The 17,315-nt window shown below is 59.7% G+C and carries 22 protein-coding genes and 1 pseudogene; 11 read left to right on the top strand and 12 right to left on the bottom strand.

Translation table 11 applies throughout. The features are described from left to right. Positions 1-461: 461 nt before the first annotated feature. Entirely contained in the window at positions 462-1,748 is a 1,287-nt protein-coding gene (eno, locus tag K2Q04_RS18520) for a phosphopyruvate hydratase (RefSeq protein WP_291166294.1), read from the bottom strand. 276 nt (positions 1,749-2,024) lie between these two features. Between eno and queC the strand changes: the two genes are divergently transcribed. Beyond that, positions 2,025-2,747, top strand: coding sequence for a 7-cyano-7-deazaguanine synthase QueC (queC, locus tag K2Q04_RS18515; RefSeq protein WP_291166293.1), 723 nt, complete (start codon positions 2,025-2,027; stop codon positions 2,745-2,747). A gap of 4 nt (positions 2,748-2,751) precedes the next feature. Here queC and K2Q04_RS18510 read toward each other — a convergent pair whose 3' ends face one another. Then, the gene (locus K2Q04_RS18510; RefSeq protein ID WP_291166292.1) at positions 2,752-3,249 is read right to left on the bottom strand and encodes a PaaI family thioesterase; all 498 of its coding nucleotides are present in this window, start codon (positions 3,247-3,249) and stop codon (positions 2,752-2,754) included. A 221-nt stretch (positions 3,250-3,470) separates the two neighbouring features. Here K2Q04_RS18510 and queE point away from each other — a divergent pair, with 221 nt between their 5' ends. From queE to queF, 3 genes are all read left to right on the top strand, one after another. Continuing rightward, entirely contained in the window at positions 3,471-4,100 is a 630-nt protein-coding gene (gene queE / locus K2Q04_RS18505) for a 7-carboxy-7-deazaguanine synthase (protein ID WP_291166291.1), read from the top strand. A gap of 86 nt (positions 4,101-4,186) precedes the next feature. Further along, complete coding sequence (locus K2Q04_RS18500) at positions 4,187-4,573, top strand: 6-carboxytetrahydropterin synthase (RefSeq protein ID WP_092869229.1); 387 nt, start codon at positions 4,187-4,189, stop codon at positions 4,571-4,573. 6 nt (positions 4,574-4,579) lie between these two features. Next, complete coding sequence (queF, locus tag K2Q04_RS18495; protein ID WP_291166289.1) at positions 4,580-5,041, top strand: preQ(1) synthase; 462 nt, start codon at positions 4,580-4,582, stop codon at positions 5,039-5,041. 48 nt (positions 5,042-5,089) lie between these two features. On the opposite strand, the gene K2Q04_RS18490 is transcribed toward queF, so the two are convergent. The 3 genes from K2Q04_RS18490 to K2Q04_RS18480 form a co-directional block, all read right to left on the bottom strand. Next, complete coding sequence (locus K2Q04_RS18490) at positions 5,090-5,380, bottom strand: hypothetical protein (protein WP_291166287.1); 291 nt, start codon at positions 5,378-5,380, stop codon at positions 5,090-5,092. A gap of 153 nt (positions 5,381-5,533) precedes the next feature. Next, complete coding sequence (locus K2Q04_RS18485) at positions 5,534-6,457, bottom strand: pirin family protein (RefSeq protein ID WP_291166285.1); 924 nt, start codon at positions 6,455-6,457, stop codon at positions 5,534-5,536. Positions 6,458-6,522: 65 nt separating this feature from the next. Continuing rightward, complete coding sequence (locus tag K2Q04_RS18480; protein ID WP_291166283.1) at positions 6,523-6,981, bottom strand: thiol-disulfide oxidoreductase DCC family protein; 459 nt, start codon at positions 6,979-6,981, stop codon at positions 6,523-6,525. 182 nt (positions 6,982-7,163) lie between these two features. Here K2Q04_RS18480 and K2Q04_RS18475 point away from each other — a divergent pair, with 182 nt between their 5' ends. From K2Q04_RS18475 to K2Q04_RS18465, 3 genes are all read left to right on the top strand, one after another. Further along, the gene (locus K2Q04_RS18475) at positions 7,164-7,589 is read left to right on the top strand and encodes a lysozyme inhibitor LprI family protein (protein WP_291166281.1); all 426 of its coding nucleotides are present in this window, start codon (positions 7,164-7,166) and stop codon (positions 7,587-7,589) included. Between the two features lie 227 nt (positions 7,590-7,816). Further along, positions 7,817-8,311: a DUF992 domain-containing protein gene (locus K2Q04_RS18470; RefSeq protein WP_291166280.1), complete on the top strand. Its 495-nt coding sequence runs from the start codon at positions 7,817-7,819 to the stop codon at positions 8,309-8,311. A 209-nt stretch (positions 8,312-8,520) separates the two neighbouring features. Further along, positions 8,521-8,928 carry a hypothetical protein gene (locus K2Q04_RS18465; RefSeq protein WP_291166278.1) on the top strand — a complete coding sequence of 136 codons (408 nt, stop codon included), beginning with the start codon at positions 8,521-8,523 and terminating at the stop codon, positions 8,926-8,928. Between the two features lie 6 nt (positions 8,929-8,934). Here K2Q04_RS18465 and K2Q04_RS18460 read toward each other — a convergent pair whose 3' ends face one another. The 3 genes from K2Q04_RS18460 to speB all read right to left on the bottom strand — a co-directional run bounded on the left by K2Q04_RS18460 (position 8,935) and on the right by speB (position 11,227). Continuing rightward, positions 8,935-9,636, bottom strand: a complete 702-nt coding sequence (locus tag K2Q04_RS18460; RefSeq protein ID WP_291166276.1) for a ParB-like protein — start codon at positions 9,634-9,636, stop codon at positions 8,935-8,937. A 121-nt stretch (positions 9,637-9,757) separates the two neighbouring features. Beyond that, positions 9,758-10,069 carry a hypothetical protein gene (locus K2Q04_RS18455; RefSeq protein ID WP_291166274.1) on the bottom strand — a complete coding sequence of 104 codons (312 nt, stop codon included), beginning with the start codon at positions 10,067-10,069 and terminating at the stop codon, positions 9,758-9,760. Positions 10,070-10,171: 102 nt separating this feature from the next. Then, on the bottom strand, positions 10,172-11,227 hold the full coding sequence (gene speB, locus K2Q04_RS18450) for an agmatinase (protein ID WP_291166272.1): 1,056 nt from the start codon (positions 11,225-11,227) through the stop codon (positions 10,172-10,174). A 221-nt stretch (positions 11,228-11,448) separates the two neighbouring features. Between speB and K2Q04_RS18445 the strand changes: the two genes are divergently transcribed. Beyond that, positions 11,449-11,745 carry a hypothetical protein gene (locus K2Q04_RS18445; RefSeq protein WP_291166270.1) on the top strand — a complete coding sequence of 99 codons (297 nt, stop codon included), beginning with the start codon at positions 11,449-11,451 and terminating at the stop codon, positions 11,743-11,745. Positions 11,746-11,899: 154 nt separating this feature from the next. Here the strand turns inward: K2Q04_RS18445 and K2Q04_RS18440 are convergent, their stop codons facing one another. After that, the gene (locus K2Q04_RS18440; RefSeq protein ID WP_291166269.1) at positions 11,900-12,145 is read right to left on the bottom strand and encodes a hypothetical protein; all 246 of its coding nucleotides are present in this window, start codon (positions 12,143-12,145) and stop codon (positions 11,900-11,902) included. A gap of 136 nt (positions 12,146-12,281) precedes the next feature. On the opposite strand from K2Q04_RS18440, the gene K2Q04_RS18435 reads away from it, so the two are divergent. Then, positions 12,282-12,629: a DMT family protein gene (locus K2Q04_RS18435; protein WP_291166268.1), complete on the top strand. Its 348-nt coding sequence runs from the start codon at positions 12,282-12,284 to the stop codon at positions 12,627-12,629. A 12-nt stretch (positions 12,630-12,641) separates the two neighbouring features. On the opposite strand, the gene K2Q04_RS18430 is transcribed toward K2Q04_RS18435, so the two are convergent. Continuing rightward, a complete protein-coding gene (locus K2Q04_RS18430) occupies positions 12,642-13,583 on the bottom strand; it encodes a hypothetical protein (protein ID WP_291166266.1) in 942 nt (313 codons plus the stop codon). Between the two features lie 336 nt (positions 13,584-13,919). Between K2Q04_RS18430 and K2Q04_RS18425 the strand changes: the two genes are divergently transcribed. Continuing rightward, a complete protein-coding gene (locus K2Q04_RS18425) occupies positions 13,920-14,291 on the top strand; it encodes a YidB family protein (RefSeq protein WP_291166264.1) in 372 nt (123 codons plus the stop codon). 35 nt (positions 14,292-14,326) lie between these two features. Here the strand turns inward: K2Q04_RS18425 and K2Q04_RS18420 are convergent, their stop codons facing one another. Continuing rightward, positions 14,327-15,160: a glycoside hydrolase family 16 protein gene (locus tag K2Q04_RS18420; protein ID WP_291166262.1), complete on the bottom strand. Its 834-nt coding sequence runs from the start codon at positions 15,158-15,160 to the stop codon at positions 14,327-14,329. A 97-nt stretch (positions 15,161-15,257) separates the two neighbouring features. Then, a complete protein-coding gene (locus K2Q04_RS18415) occupies positions 15,258-16,880 on the bottom strand; it encodes an isovaleryl-CoA dehydrogenase (RefSeq protein WP_291166260.1) in 1,623 nt (540 codons plus the stop codon). Positions 16,881-17,095: 215 nt separating this feature from the next. Between K2Q04_RS18415 and K2Q04_RS18410 the strand changes: the two are divergent. Next, positions 17,096-17,315 (top strand): annotated as a pseudogene (locus K2Q04_RS18410) (CoA ester lyase); the annotation flags it as partial.

Below are 17,315 nucleotides of genomic sequence, written 5' to 3'. Positions count from 1 at the left end.
CAGGAAATCATTCCTTCCCGCGAATTGAACGTAGGACCAGCCGGTAGAGGAACCAAACGGCAAAAAACGGCGCGGCAAGAATGAGAATTACCAAATCCGATGCCAAGCCGATGCCGCGGCGTAGAAAAGCCCACGCTTTGGATTTCGGCGGCTCAGGAAATTCACCGGGAAAGTACTCACGCGTTGGGCACGGGGGCTCGACGTTTTGCCGAGACGCCCGGCGGTGCACCCAAGCACGGCGGCGAAAACGATCGATCCTCCGCGCGGGATTCGCCCTGCGTAAAGTGACTGATCTCGTTTGACGCATTACGCTCACACTCATGGGAACGAAACGCGCGGAATGTAGTAGCGTTCCGGCGTCACAATACCGCGAGCTGATGTTATAAAAGCTCAATAAAAAGCCACATTAACGGGCCTAAGACGACGGCTCGCATCGCGCGTGCCGCCGCCTTCAGGCGCCACTATCGCGACTGGCGCTTCAGGATCGACCGGCCCGCATAAACCGCGACGGCACCAAGCTCTTCTTCGATCCGGATGAGTTGGTTGTATTTTGCCAAACGGTCGGAACGCGACAACGATCCCGTTTTGATCTGACCACAGTTCGTCGCAACGGCGAGATCGGCAATCGTCGAATCTTCCGTTTCACCCGAACGATGCGACATGACGGCGGAATACCCAGCGCGCTGCGCCATGCTGACAGCGTCCAGCGTTTCCGACAATGAGCCAATCTGATTGACCTTCACCAGGATCGAGTTTGCGATGCCTTTCTCGATACCTTCGGCGAGGCGCTCCGTATTCGTCACGAAGAGATCGTCGCCGACCAGCTGAACACGCTCGCCAAGGAGGTCGGTCAAGAGCTTCCATCCGGCCCAGTCGTCCTCCGCCATTCCGTCTTCAATGGAGATGATCGGAAAACGGTTCACGAGGTCTTCGAGATATTTGGCGTTACCGGCGCTGTCGAGTGACTTGCCCTCGCCGGCGAGCTTATACTTCCCGTCTTTGTAGTATTCGGTCGAGGCGCAATCGAGCGCCAGCATCACGTCTTCGCCCGGCTTGTAACCGGCCTTCTCGATCGATTTCATGATGAAAGTCAGCGCTTCGTCGGCGCTCTTAAGGTTCGGTGCGAAGCCGCCCTCGTCTCCGACCGAAGTACTATGACCTGCATCCTTGAGGTTCTTCTTCAGGGTGTGAAAAATCTCAGCGCCGACGCGGATGGCATCCGCGCAAGAATCCGCCGCGACCGGCATGATCATGAATTCTTGGATGTCGATCGGGTTGTCGGCGTGGGCCCCACCGTTGATGATGTTCATCATCGGCACGGGAAGAATGTGCGCGTTGACGCCCCCGATATAGCGATAGAGCGGAAGATCGTTCGAACGGGCCGCGGCCTTCGCCACGGCAAGCGACACGCCGAGAATGGCGTTGGCGCCAAGGCGGCTCTTGTTGTCGGTGCCATCGAGCTGAAGCAACGCCGCATCGATCCCGCGCTGCTCTTCGGCATCCATGCCCGAAAGCGCGTCGAAGATCTCGCCGTTGACGGCATCCACCGCCTTCCAAACGCCCTTGCCCTGGTAACGCTCCTTGTCCCCGTCCCTGAGCTCGATCGCCTCGTGAGCTCCGGTCGACGCGCCCGACGGCACGGCAGCCCGGCCCTCGGATCCATCTTCGAGAAGCACATCCACTTCGACCGTCGGATTGCCTCTGCTGTCGAGGATTTCGCGGCCGATGATGTCGACGATGGCGGTCATGAGCGTTCCTGGTGTTGGATCTTGTGTTGGGAAGGGACGTTTTCGGGAGTTTCGCGCCCGGTTATTAAACCCTAATGTCGGTGCAGCAAAGTCCCGCTGGGCGGTCTTCGCCTACCCGATGGGCCAGGTGCGGTCGAGAAGTGCGGATGAGATAACGTGTCCGGCGATAGAGAAACCCACCCAAGATGCCGGGGTTGCGCTAAATAAGCCGTCCCCGAGGGTTTTCATACCAAGTCGGTGCCGTCCACAGCCCTTCTGAGAGAGAATCATCGCCCCGTGCCAGAAACTTCCGCTCTTGTCCTTTTTTCAGGTGGCCAGGACTCGACCGTATGCCTGGCCTGGGCGCTTGATCGTTGCGACCGTGTGGAAACGGTCGGGTTCAGCTACGGACAGCGCCACAGCGTCGAACTCGGGCAGCGTGAAATCATCCGCTCGAAGCTCGCGCGCCTCGGCCCCGCAGGACACCGGCTCGGTGGCGATACGATCCTCGATTTGCCGGCGCTCCAAGGCATCAGCGATACCGCACTGACCCGCGAGACGGAAATTACGTTCGCCGCGACCGGATTGCCGACGACGTTCGTACCAGGACGCAACCTCCTATTCCTCACCTATGCCGCGGCGCTCGGATACCGGCGCGGTATCGCCACCCTCGTCGGCGGCATGTGCGAGACCGACTTCTCCGGCTATCCCGATTGCCGGAACGATACGATCCAGGCAATGGCCCAAGCCCTATCGTTGGGACTGGCGACGCCGGTGTCCATCGAAACCCCGCTGATGTTCATCGACAAGGCCGGAACTTGGGAATTGGCGTCGAAGCTCGGCGGGAACGACCTGATCAACATCATCCTCGAAGACACCCACACCTGCTACGTGGGCGACCGCACCAACCGACACGAGTGGGGCTATGGTTGCGGCGCGTGCCCGGCTTGCGATCTTCGCGCCAAAGGCTGGGCGGAATGGCAAGCGCGTGCAAATTCCGAATTGCCTCAGAAAGCGTAGATCTTCAGAACGGATAGATCAGGCAGGTCGTCGTCGCGTGCGCGATGAGCTTGCCGCTCGTGTCCGTCAATCGCCCTTCCGCCGCCGCACCCCGTCGCCCGCGCGACAGCAACGTTCCTTCGGCACGCACGGTACCCGTGTCCTTCGTCATCGGACGGAGCAACGAAACCTTGAATTCCATTGTCGTAAAACCGGTGCCCTTCGGAAGCGTCGAAAGCACCGCGCACGCCATGCAGGAATCGAGCAGCGTAGCGGTATAGCCTGCGTGTACGGTTCGAATGGGGTTGTAGTGCTCTTCGCGAGGTTCGGAAACGAACACCGTCCGCCCCTCCTCCGCTTCGACCAGCCGGAAGCCAAGCGTCTTCGAAATTGGCGGTCCAGGCAGATCGCCGCGCATCATGGCGGTAAGAAACTCGAGCCCACTCATTGAAGTCAGCGTCGCTAGATCGACGATGCCGACATTGTCCGGCCCGGGAGAGCTTTGCGGTGCGCTTGGCTGCATGGCCGGTCCCTTCCGTCAGGCTTCTAAAGCAAACGGATTGGAATCCGTCGCCTGATTGAGATTGTTCCGGTGCTCGGCGTCTTTCAATGCGGCGACGACGCCCTCTCGGCCATTTTCGCCCGGCCCGCCCGCGCCTCCGAAACAGCGACAGGAACGCGCTGCGGTCACCATCCTGGCCGGCCGGACTTGACTTGCACGCGGCGCTTCGTAGGTATCCCTGCATGTACGCGATCAAGGAGATTTTCTACACGCTGCAAGGCGAAGGCGCGAACGCCGGAACGCCCGCCGTCTTCTGCCGGTTTGCAGGCTGCAACCTGTGGACCGGGCGTGAGCAGGATCGCGCCAAGGCCGTCTGCCAGTTCTGCGATACGGACTTCGTCGGCATGGACGGAGACGGCGGCGGACGCTTTGAGACCGCCGACGCCCTCGCGGACGCCTGCCGGCAAGCGGCTCCTGCGTCAAACCATTCGATACTCGTGGTTCTGACCGGCGGAGAACCGATGCTGCAGGTCGACCCGCAGCTGGTCGACGCCCTCCACGCGCGCGGCTTCAGGATCGCCATCGAAACCAACGGCACGCTTCCGGTTCTCGAAACGATCGATTGGATCTGCGTCTCGCCGAAAGTCGGCTCCGACCTGAAGCAACTGCACGGCCATGAGTTGAAGCTCGTCTTCCCGCAGGAAGGCGGCGACCCTGCCCGGTATCTCGACCTCGACTTCGAGGAACGCTTCCTCCAGCCGATGGACGGACCCGACCAGCACGCCAACACCCTTGCAGCCATCGCTTACTGCAAAGCCAATCCGGCATGGCGTCTGTCCGTCCAAACCCATAAAATCCTCGGAATCCCTTAACGAATGGGCCTTCCGCGCCGGTTTGGCGCGGTTTGAGCCCCCCGGCGGGGGTGGCGCCTCGGGGCGAAATCCCGTATGGAGCGGCCATGCAAATTTATAAGGAATTCAGGTTCGAGGCGGCCCACTTCCTGCCGTCGGCAGCACCCGGCACACCCAATGCCCGCGTGCACGGACACTCGTTTCGCGCGCGCATTGTCGTTGAAGGCGAACCCGGGCCGACCACGGGCTACATCTTCCATTTCGACGAATTGTCGTCAGCGCTCCGCGAAACGGAAGACGCACTCGATCACCGCATGCTGAACGACATCGACGGGCTCGAAGCGCCGACGCTCGAGCGCATCGCCGTGTGGATCTGGAACCGGCTTTCCAACCGCATCCCGGGCCTTTGCCAGGTCGAAGTTCATCGCGATAGCTGCAGTGAAGGTTGTATATATCGCGGACCTTCACCCGAAGCGCGTTTGGCTGCGGAGTAACGGACAATGGCAGCGGAAAAGCCGGGCGCAACTCAGCTCGGCAAGCAAGTCGGGATACCGGAAAGCCCCGAGGCGGCTCGGCTTGACCGTGTCGCCAATCCGCACGCCGATACCGATTATGTCGCCCGCTTCACGGCGCCCGAGTTCACGTCACTCTGTCCGGTGACGGGGCAGCCCGATTTCGCGCACCTCGTCATCGATTACGTGCCGGGCGGATGGCTGCTCGAAAGCAAATCGCTGAAGCTTTATCTCGCCTCGTTTCGCAACCACGGCGCTTTCCACGAAGATTGCACCGTTGCGATCGGCAAACGCATTGCCGGCCTTATCGAACCGAAATTCTTGCGGATTGGCGGTTACTGGTATCCGCGCGGCGGCATCCCGATTGACGTCTTTTGGCAGACGGGGACGCCTCCGAAGGACGTATGGCTGCCTGACCAGGGCGTGCAAACTTACAGGGGACGAGGCTAACCCCGTCCCCTGTCATGATCTCCAATCAGCTCTCGTGAGCCGATCGAATTACCAGCGGCGGTGGTTCTGACGCCAAGGACGGTTATGGCCATAAGAGCGATAAGGGCGATTATACCCATATCCATAATAGGGCCGGTAATAGCGAGGCCCGTAGTAACCGCGCCCGTAGCCGCCGCGCCAATGGCGGCGGTAACGCGTCTGCTCGACGACGCTGTTGCCGCTTTTCGCAGCCGATTCAACGGCCGCAAGATTTCCGCCACCCAATGTCGCAGCCTGAGCTCCGGTCGCGGCAAAGCCGATCCCGAGTCCCAAAGCCAACGCCAAAAGAAGATTTCGCATTTTGGTCTCCCAATCTTATTGCCTTCCAACAATTGCCGATGGCAATTTCTGGTTCCGGCTTATGTACTCTAGGAGACCTTGACTGAACGGCAGCTGTACGGCGCACGCAATCCCAGGAGGAAAATCGGAATGGATTGCGGCGCAAATCAGAGATCAGCGATTTTCAGGTAGCGGAATAAATTCCGTTTCATCGCCGGGAACAATTGCGAAGCGGCCTTGCCGCCAATCTTCCTTCGCGCTGTCGATGCGCTCTTGCGAGCTCGATACGAAATTCCACCAGATATGCCGCGGCCCGTCCATCGGTTCACCACCAAGCAGCATCAGCCGCGCGTTCGTTTCCGCGAGAATTGATATCCGATCGCCGGGCTTGAAGACGAGAAGTTGCCCACCCTCGAATGTCTGCCCGCCAATGTCGACGCGCCCCGACGCGAGATACACAGCGCGCTCGTCGTAATCGGGATCGAGCGGCAGAATGGCGCCCGGCGCCAGAACAGCTTCGGCATAGAAGCAATCATGCGGAAACGCGGCGGGCGACGTCTCACCATAAAGACTGCCGACGATGAGCCGAACGCGCTTCCCCTCGCCTTCGAGCCTCGGCAGCGCGCTGACATCGTGATGCGCAAAGGCCGGAGCGCTCTCCTCGTGAGACTTCGGAAGAGCCATCCACGCCTGAATTCCAAACATATCCTGGCCTGACATTCGCGTATCGGGAGCCGTTCGCTCGGAATGCACGATGCCGCGCCCCGCCGTCATCAGATTAACCTCACCCGGGCGGATCGCAAGCGCCGACCCGAGGCTGTCGCGATGCATCATCTCGCCTTCGAAAAGATAGGTGACGGTCGCAAGCCCGATGTGGGGATGCGGTCTGACGTCAATGCCTTGCCCCGATAGAAATTGCGCCGGCCCCATCTGATCGAAAAATATGAACGGCCCGATCATCTGGCGCTGCGCCGACGGCAGCGCGCGCCGCACTTCGAACCCGCCGAGATCGCGAGCGCGCGGCAGAATGACTTGCTCGATCGCATCGCAAGACTTGCAATCGCCCGGAATGGGATCGTTATCCTTGAGCCAACTCATCGAGCGTCTCCTCTGCTTTGGCATACATGGCGGCATCCGGCGCCTGCCGCAACCGGCCGCAAAATCTACGTCACCAGAAATCGCAATTTCTCGGCGACACTCGGACGCCTGCACGAATCCCGGCTGCCGAACCACCTCAGCCTGTTCCGCTGCACCCAATCGTAAAACCGGTCGCCAATCGCACTGGGAATAATTCTGCCCGCGAACCCCAATCCACGCCAGGGTTGAGGCATCGTCTGCGCCGCAGCCAACACGCCCGCCCACCTCGTGTAAGGCAGCCCCTTGCTCAACACCATGAAGGTATCGAACGCTTCGGCGTCAAGTTTGTAATGGCGATAGAGGGCAGTCGGCAGCGCATCCTGGATGACAGCGAACCGGGTTTGCCCGGCCGGATCGCGATCGAGCATCCACTGCACGCCACTCGAACAGAGAACGCAAAGTCCGTCGAAAATGATCAAGGGCTCGCTATCGTCAAAGCGCGGAACCGCCGGATCATCTCGATAGCTGTAAGCCGTGAAGGACATCACGGATCATTTCCTGTCTCAATTTCATGTCCGGTTTATGAAGCCGGAGAGCTGGCGCTATTGTGAAGCAAATTGGGCTTCCGTCCCAATGCCGAATTGTTCCGAATTAAGCCTTCCGGCCTGACCGCGCGCCGCGTAGAAAATTGCACACGCCATATGCAGCGCTACTTGGAGTTCAGAACATGCCCCGCCGTGCCGCACACATCCCCTGCCTTCTCACTTGTTTCGGCCTCGCAAGCCTATGGTCCGCCCCGCCCGCACGCGCAGCGATCGATTGCGCCAACGCTGTATCGACAGTCGAAATGAACTTCTGCGCGGACAAGGATTATCAGGCCGCCGATAAGGCCCTCAACGCCGCCTATGCAAATGCGGTTGAGTACATCCGAACGCGCGGCGACCAGGAAAAGCCGTACGACACGGAGAGCTTCCAGGAAGCGTTGCGCAAAGCCCAACGCGCCTGGGTCGCCTATCGCGATGCCGACTGCAAAGATCTAGTGGCCCAGGAGTGGTCCGGCGGCAGCGGAACGTCATCGGCCTCACTTGGATGCATGACAGAAAAGACCATCCAGCGGACCAAAGAGCTCATAGACCGATATTCGGAGCACTGAGACGGCTCACTGAGCGTGGCTCAACATGCACGCCAAGATAGTCGTTCACCATACCCTTCACTCGCGCGTGACTTTGGCCCGATTGACTGCCACCGAACCGTCGTTTTGCGACTTTAGACCTCCGCGACTGCAGGGGGCTCTAACGTCACGCATGCGCAGAGTTTTTGTCCTTATGTACACGCGCCCGGACATGCCCGCGCGCGACAGTCGATGTCGGAGAAAAGAACATGACTTCATCACCCCTTGTTTCGCGCGTTCTCGCCGGATGCGCAGTGTTCGCCGCGCTGGCCGCAACGCCGCTTTCGCCTTCGATCGCCGCACCGAAAATCGCGGTCGGCACATTGACCTGCTACGGCAAGGGCGGCGTCGGCTACATTTTCGGCTCGAAGCAAAACCTGCGGTGCAATTTCGAAACGCCAATCAGCGGACGCACCTATCGCTACGCCGCGACGATTTCCAAAGTCGGCATCGACATCGGCATCAAGGGCGATAGCACCCTCATTTGGACGGTTCTCGGACCGACGACGGATATTCCGAGTGAAGCACTCGAAGGCAACTACGGCGGTATCACAGCGGGCGCCGCTGTCGGCATCGGCGCCAACGCGAACGCGCTCATCGGTGGCTCGAGCCAGTCCATCGTCCTCCAGCCCGTGAGCGTCGAAGGACAGACGGGACTGAACATTTCTGCCGGCGTCGCCGGCTTGACTATCTTCAAGCCATAAGTCGAAGAGCAGAACGAAACGGCGGCGCGCTGCAATTCGATATGCGGCGCGCTTGTCTTCCCGCGAAATTACGCTGTCAGCTGATATTTTGTGCTCAGCAAATTGATGAGCCCCGCGCACCTCTTAGCTCGCATTCCGAGCATAACGTCATCACTTTTTGGCCATGAGAATCGCACGGTATCGGACCTCTAAGCCGCGAGGAGATAACCATGGCCGCACTATCTAAAAACGTCGAAGAAATGCTGATGCGCCTTGCGGATAATGCGCGCACCGAACAGGATTTCGTGATGACGTTGTCCGACGCTATCCGCCGCGTCGACGAACAATTGCTGCGTGACGTTCGCAACGTCGCAATCCAACACGAACTACGCCGCGAAGCCATTCTCGGAGAACTGCAGGATCTTGCTTCGCGACTTTGCGCTCTTCCCGTACGCACGCCGATACAGCCGGTCACCGCGATTGATCAACAAGGGTATCAGCAGCAGGAACCAGGCAATCCGACACGAGCCGAAATCGAAGCCGCGCTGAATGGTCAGGCCGGAGCCGATTGGCGCCAAGCCGCACAGAATATGCACGACGAGTTCGAGTTCACCTTCAACGGTCAACAGCGGCACTAGGCCAGCTTACTGCCCGATATATCCGGGCATCCGCACGGCCTCGCGAGAGGCAGAGAGGCGCATGGCATGTCTGTGCGCATATTCGAAATCACGGCGCACGGTCGCCCTCGGAATGCGCGCCCGGAAAAAATCGGCCCACCGGAATTCCTCATAGGGCTTGCCCGACTTTGCAAAGCCTCCGGCTTTGCGAACGGACCAAGCGAGGTCGCGATAGGGATCGGCGCGCAATTCCTTCAACGTCTCGGGAAGTTTTGACGGGGACACCGGCTGCCCGTGCGCATCATAAGGATGCAACAGCCCGAGCGTTGTCATCTGCCTCAGGAAGCGCTTGCGCGGCAGATGCGAAAAATCGGCGATCACATCGACCCATGCCTCTTCCACCTCGCTCTTCAAAAGCGCCAGGCTCAAGTGATGATGATCGATGATGAAGAAGTCTTCGCCGGGACCGAGCACGGCCGGTATCGGACGCTCCTCGAGAAAACATTTGAGCTTCCGCCGGCTTCTCGCGCGTCGTTCGACCTTTTCTCGCTTCGCCGCAACGGCCCGCATTCCAACCGCCATCTGCGTCGGACGTAAATCCTCGATGGGAACCTGAATGAGCTTGGATTTGCTGCGGGCGTGGAGGTGAGAACGCTGCAACTGTAATTGGAAGTTCTGGGCGATACGCAAATCGGAAGACGGTTCAAACCAAACATCAAGCGGCGGCATGACTTCCCACAAAGCCAACTGAACACCGCTTAACGTTTTCGCCTTTATGGTTAAGATCTGGTTTAGGATGTCCAATATCTCAGCCGCGAACGCGACCGAATGTGCGAATTTCGCGAAAGGCTTACTTCGCCGCGGTCATCGATCCGCCACGCCGCCGCGAAACCTCCGCTGCTGAAACTTCGCCGGCCGCAACCAGTGCATCGACACAGCTCTTCGAGAGGCCGACGCCGACCGCGCGCATGCACGATCTGACCTGCGGGCTGTTCGGACTGTAGGCGCTGCAGTGAGCATAATAATCGGTGGCGCATGCCATTTGTACGCGCAGGCTGACGGCAGAGGCAGTGCCCGCCATCAGCGTGACCCCGGCGAGAGCGAGGACCGGCGCGAGAACAGCGCGGAAAGCATTCCGGTGGATCACAACAAAAGTAGTCATTGCAGGTCTCCATCTCTTCTAGCGGCAAGCCCCTATGGGCCGTTGTCGCGAGAAGAAATAGCGCGTCCCGGGATGCTTCCGCTGTTCCGGCGGGAACCGGACTTACATCCGGCCCAACTGCCCTGCCCTTGCGTCATCGCCTTTGGGTATCGCCCTGCCTGGCCAGGGATAGACGTCCGCCCGCGCCCCGTTTTTGCGAGCCAACCGGCACGCCTGTTCATAGACGACAGTTGCGGCAGCAAGTGCCGTGATGCCCCCATGATCATAGGCCGGCGCCACTTCGACGACGTCGCATCCGACGATCCGAACATCTTCGAGGCCGCGAAGCATGGCGAGTAGTTCGCGCGGCGTAAGCCCACCCATCACGGGCGTGCCGGTGCCGGGCGCAAAGGCCGGATCGAGACAATCGATATCGACGGTCAGATAGCAGGGAGAATCCCCCGCAAGCGCCTTCACCATCGCAACGATCTCATTCGGACCTCTATCGGCAACGGCGACACTGTCGAAAATGTTCATGCCCATCGGATCGTCGACCCAGGTTCGAATACCGATCTGCGACGACTTCTTGGGATCGATCAGGCCATCGTGGATGGCTTGCGCGAACATCGTGCCGTGATTGATCTCGACTGAACCGTCAGGCCCGGTGCGCGGCGTCCACGTATCGGGATGAGCGTCGAAATGAATAAGCGTCAGCGGCCCGTGCGTCCGCGCATGCGCTTTGAGCAGCGGATAACTGACGAAATGATCGCCGCCGAGAGCGCACAAAAATGCACCGCTTGAAACGATTTCGAATGCAGCGTCTTCGATTGCCGCCGGGATCGTTTGCGGAAATCCGAAATCGAGCAAAGCGTCGCCCAGATCGACGATCCTGACGTGCGATAAAGGATCGAAACCGCCGGGGTAAGCTTTGAGCTCAGCGAGTTGAGCCGAAGCAGTTCTGACCGCGTCGGGCCCGAGACGCGCTCCCGGCCGGTTCGACGTTGCGATGTCGAGCGGTATCCCAAGCACGGCGAAATCGCCCGCCCGTGCCCGGTCGACGCGTGGCGCCCGCAGAAAAGTATGGGTACCCGAATAGGTTTGTTCGGAAGCGATGGAGGAAGGAGACAGCGCGCTGAGCTTATGCTGCGAACGCACGCCGGTTGTAGCGCCGGAAAACATGACGACCTCGATTGTTGCGATGTCGTCCGGCCGACACCTTCACAACCAACCAGGAATTCCCGGCGCCTCCGTTTCGCGGCTGTCCCCAGGATGCCGATACAAATGCCGCAGTCAAGCCCCCCGAAAGCCTGGAGAGAATGCCTCGTCAGGCCGCACGCAATGAACCTGAACCCTTTCCGCGCGTTACCACTTTCAACGATCACACAACCGGGCGTGAAACAATGTCAAAACTTGTACAGCTGACCACTGAAAAGGCTGCACGATCCGAGCGGGATGCGGAACTTCTGCGCGATGATCTGTTTGAAAAGTGCAACTCCGCAGTCGACGGACTGGGAAACAACGTTGCGGGATTTGCACTGATCGTTTGGGGCAAGGACGGCGACATTCGCACGGCATATAACGCCGCTCATGGACCTATTGGACCGGGTCTTGTTCCAACACTCGCGGCCGACGCTTTGAACCGGCATGTAGCTGTCATGCTGGCAAAAAAGGAAGAACCTGACGATACGGCAAGCTGAAACGACCATCCGCAGAAGAAAGAAAACCCAGAGCTGACGCTCCGGGTTTGCGCTTTGAGGTTAGTGCAGGAAGCCGAACAGATGCAGGCCGATGATCACGACCAGCGGAACGCCTGCCAGCCAAAGAATTACGTCACGTGCCATGATGCTCTCCTCAATGTTTGATCGACGGGGGATTGCGGTTTTCAGTTGACTGCTCTGATTGACCTTCCGCGGATGAATCCTGCGAACGTGCAAGTTGCAGCAATTCATCGAGGTGTTGCCGCGCCTCGGCCAGGTGTTGTTTTGCTTCTTCGCGCCGCAGTAAGACGCCATCACGAGCGGCACCGCGTAGTTTGTTTTCAATATCCCAAAGGGTCTTCAGAACCTTCGGTACGGTCTCTTTGATGTTTTCCGGCATCCGAGCCTCGCCAATTTCGACTGCTCGGTGAACGCGTCCCGCCGAATTACGGTTCCGCTTTGCCTTGAACCGTTCAACGGGTAATTGAGGAATGGCGTTAGCTATCAGGCGCAGTTAATTCGGACCCCCGAGAAACATGATCCCACAAGCAGTATTACCCATCGTCCTCCTGACGATGTCGAACGTCTTCATGACCTTCGCCTGGTACGGCCATCTCAAATTCACCAACAAACCGCTATGGCTCGTCGTCATCGTAAGTTGGGGAATAGCGTTTTTCGAATATTGTCTCGCCGTCCCGGCAAATCGCTACGGGGTCGCGGTCTATTCGCCGGCGGAATTGAAGACGATGCAGGAAGTTATAACCCTGGTCGTTTTCGTGGTTTTTTCGGCTACCTATCTCGGCCAGCCGATCACGATCAATCAGGGCGTCGGATTTGCCTTCATCGCTCTCGGAGCGTTTTTCATCTTCAAGGCGCCATTGTGAGCAATGACGCCGTTACCTGATCGGAACGCTGAGCCGGAACTTGCTGCTCACGCTCTGCGGCTCGGCTGACATTCCGACATTCTCGACGTCTGCCGTAACGCTCAGCGAGTAAGCGTCGGGTTTGCTATAGGTCACGCCAGCACCGGCCGACGCCGCGTCGAAGGATGTATCCACTCCTTCCTTGCGGCTCGTCGATAAATCGAAGGCACGCTTGTAGGTGACGAACGGCTCGAGTGTCGTTCCACCTTCGAGCGAGAACGAATGATTGACCTTCGGCGCGAGGATGACGGCACTCTTTTGAGCGGCTCCAGCACTCGCCGCAAATTCGCTGTTGCCAGCCTGCCATTCAGTGCGCGCGTCGAGGCTGAGCATCGGCGCCGCCTGCATCGTGACGTAAGCCGAAGCCTTCTGATCCTGCTCGATGCCCGCCGTCGGCGAGGAACGAGCATCGCCCTTCTCCAACGACACGCCGACGCTCGTCGCTCTGTTGATCTTGTAGTCCGCACCGAAGCCGACGCGCGACGAATGCGACTCCGATCCATTGTAGCCGCTAAGATCGATGTTGCTCCAAACATCAAGTGGAGTATTTGGGCCGGCGCCAGCTTTGGGAAGCTTCACGGCGTAAGCATTTCCGGTCGCATCGTCCGGGCGTTGTACGGACACGGTCCGCGCATTGTAATCGCGCAATGTGCCCAAGCTCGTGCGAACCGAAACACTGCCATCGTTGGCGTTGAACTTGGAGGGAATGGTCCCTTTGCTCAGCGCAATCCACGGCATGCCATCTGACGCAGGAGAAACTGACGCGACCGGTAAGCCCTGCTCTGCAAGAGCCATATCCAAATCGAACTCGAGTTCGTCGTCGCAAACCGTAAAATCGGGATCAGCGGTCGCCGACTGCACGCCGACGCAATCCTCGGCACGAGCCTCCGGAGCGACGCAGAAAATAAGTGCCAAGCATGCAACGCCCGCGCGCGCGGCTCCGCTCTCGCAGATGGATCGAATGTGTCTGATGATCATAGTCGCCTGTTAGCTATGAACTTTGATCATGATATGGCGAAGCATCTGAAATCGTCCACCGTCGTAGCCCTTCAGTGCGGACATTAACCGGCAGACCGGCATCGCTGCATTTACGGCTCTGTCACGTGAGCCTAGTATCTGCTTGCTCAACTCACACGAACGCCGGTTAACAGCCGGAGATCCGTAATGCTTGGGTGACGCCCGCCACGTCGCGGGACAGAGGTCAGAAAGCAATCACGCTGGATGACGTGCCGAACAGAGAAAGGGCAGACCATGAGCTGGAGCGATACACTCAAGGGAGTTGTCGGAAACATCGTCGGACAAGCCGAGGAAGGAGCCTTGCCGGAGCTCCTGAAGGGCGTCCTCGGAACCGAAGGCCTCCAGTCGATCCTCACGAAACTTCAAGATGCGGGTTTCGGATCTCAGGTGTCTTCGTGGCTCGACAAGAACAAAGCCAATCTGCCGATCACGCCCGAGCAGATTCAAGCCGCGCTCGGCGACGAACATATTCAGCAGATCGCGAGATCCCTCGGCATTCCCGTGGATTCGATCCTCGCCGGCATGGCGAAGATGCTTCCCCAGATCGCAAGCGCTGCAGGCCCCGCTGCCAATCCAAGCACGACGCCCGATCCCAAAGCCGGTTGACTGTTCGAAGCCCCGCAACAGTTCCAGCATTCGCCCTAATCCGACGCGGTGACTTCTTCTCGTCGATCGGGTTCGGGCGGCGGCCATTCCCATAGGCGGATGGCCTTGATCGTCATCGTCGCGGGTAATGCCGCTTCATCGACCGGCCCCGCCCATGCACTTCCGAGCGCAAGATTGATCACGAGATTGAACGGCTGCTGCAACGGCCGCTTTCGATCCATCGTAATCATCGCCCGATTGTCGATCGACACGAGAAGCTTCTCGGGCGTCAACTCGGCTGAATAGAGCACGTCCTTGCCCTGCAGCCCGGGGATCGTACGCTCGGCCTGTTCGGCAATCCGGTTGCTGAACGACGGACCATAGTGCACCGTCGAATGGACGAGATCAGGCTCTCGGCCAAGCTGCTCCATCAGATCGACTTCGCCGAAACCTTGCCTGTTCTCGGCCCTCAGCCAGATTGCAGGCCACGCGCCTTTACCGCCGCGAACGCTGGCGACAATTTCAATATACAGGTTCTGCCAGGACTTCTTCGAAACGAGACTGGCCGAGGTGTACTTGCCCTCTGCCCGCGCTTGCCGCCAGTTCGCAGCGCCCTTGCGATAATCCGGATTAGCGACCTGTTCTTTCCGTGCAATGAGCGTTACGCCGCCATACGAAGTCTCAAAATTGGATTGACCCGCGTAATACTGCAGCTCCTCGTTCCGCAAAAATCCCTTTTCGAACGTCCATTCCGAAGTATCGAAACGCTCGCCGGCCGACCAATCCATCGCCACCGACCATCCGGGCTTCGACGTCCGGACAGTGCAGCCGGCATCAATCATCAGTGTGGAAAGCAATGAAAGTCCGAACCAGACCGGCTTTTGCTTCACTCAACCGCTCCCCGCACCCCGCGCCCGCACTTTGGGGCCAAGTCCCACGTTGCCCGATTGAGACAGGTTGCACCAGCTCATCCTCGCGACAAGCTTATCAACGGAACGCCGGGGCCGCCTGTTCGACAATGGCCCGCGCTTTGGTGCCAGCGGGAAGAAGACCGAACGCTCCGCCGTCACCGGCCAATCGCGTGGCGCAAAACGCATCCGCAACATCCGCTGACGAATAGCGAATGAGCAATGCCGCCTGTAACGCGAGGACGAGATCGCGGACGAACGAACGCGCCCCCGCTTCATCCAGCTGCTTCGCTTCCCCCTGCAGTCGGACGAGGAGCGCCCTCAGGCGCGGATCAGCCGTCGCAGGCTCGACGACCTCATCCAGAAGCATCGCGACGGCGGCAGGCGTCCGCGTGAGCGCGCGCAGCACGTCGAGACACATGACATTTCCCGACCCCTCCCAAATCGAATTGAGCGGCGTTTCCCTGTAGATTCTCGCCAGATTGAACTCCTCGACGTAGCCGTTCCCCCCGAGCACTTCCATCGCTTCGGCGGCAAAAGCGGGCCCGCGTTTGCAAATCCAGAATTTTGCGGCCGGCGTCACGACGCGGCGAAACGCCAACGCCGCCTCATCGTCCTCGTCATAAGCCCGGGCCAGACGCATGGTCAGAACCGTTGCGGCCTCCGATTCAATAGCGAGGTCGGCGAGGACGTTCGTCATGAGAGCTTGATCGATCAGCAGCTTCTGAAATGCGCGGCGGTAGCGAGCGTGATGCACCGCCTGCGCGAGGCCTTGTCGCATCAGCCCCGAGGTTCCGATGGCGCAATCGAGGCGGGTGTAGTTTCCCATTTCGATAATGGTCGGAATTCCCCGGCCTTCGCCGCCAACGAGTTCCCCGTGAGCGCCATCGAGTTCGACCTCGCTCGACGCGTTCGAACGGTTCCCGAGCTTGTCTTTGAGACGGCGAATATGGATCGCATTGCGCTTGCCCTCCGGCCCCCACCGCGGAACCAGGAAGCAGCTCGGCCCGGCTCCGGTCTGCGCCAGGATCAGGAAGGCGTCCGACATCGGCGCCGACATGAACCATTTGTGCCCGTTGATCCGGTAGAAGCGGCGGTTCCCCTCGCTCGCGTAATGGACAGCGCGCGTGACGTTCGCGCGCAAATCCGATCCGCCCTGATTTTCCGTCATCCCCATTCCGATCAATGCCGACGTCTTGTCCGCCGCCGGCCTGAAACTCGGATCGTAGACGCGCGAATAAATGCGCGGCAGCCATTCGGCTGCGAGCGGTGGCGAATGCGAGAGCGTCGCCACGGCCGCGTACGTCATCGAGACAGGGCAATAAACGCCGCTTTCGATCTGGGCCAGCATGTAGCAACCGGCCGCGCGAGCGACATGCGCGCCCTTTCGCGGCTTGACCCACGGACCGGAATGCAGCCCCGCGTTCAGCGCGAGACCCAGCAGTTTGTGCCAGCTGCCGTGAAACTCGACCTCGTCGATCCTATGGCCGTACCGGTCGAACGATTTGAGAACGGGGCTGTTGCGATTGGCCTCCGCCCCGGCGCCGATCATTTCTGCGGTACCGAGCAGCCTTCCGAGCGTTGAAAGCTCGTCCAACGCCCAGCCCGCATGCTCGCGGACTAGGGCCCCGCGTAGGACGGGATCGCTCGCCAGCAGATCGTAGTTCTCGAGCGGCGGCGGCTGATTGGAAACCTCGAGCATCCGGCCCTCGCTTCCTCTCGTTTGCCGGCACTCTAGAACGATCGCTCTCGCGCCGCGAGCACAGCTAACCCGCGCAGGCGGCCGGCGCGCCGGAGGCGTGTCGCTAGCGCCAACGACAACTCTCTCGACCGCGCCAAAGAGCAAGTTGACAGCGGGACACCGACCCCACAATGGTGGCGGCCTATCTTCCAAGCCTTTGAATAGGATAGCTGCCGATGGCTTCGACGCGCACACCTGCCAAGCATTTCTCGCCCCTCGCCATCGGCGCTCCGGAACCCTACCGGGCCCTTCCCGTCACGCTGGAGCGCATGATTCATTTCGTGCCGCCGCATAACGAAAAGATCCGCGCCAAGATCAAGGACTTGGCGTCCCAGGTCGACGTGGTCCTCGGCAACCTCGAGGACGCGGTACCCCTTGACCAGAAAGAAAACGCCC

The sequence above is a fragment of the Hyphomicrobium sp. genome (genome assembly GCF_019753045.1).
Classification (GTDB): Bacteria; Pseudomonadota; Alphaproteobacteria; order Rhizobiales; family Hyphomicrobiaceae; genus Hyphomicrobium_B.
This window is presented reverse-complemented; position numbering and strand designations above follow the sequence as displayed.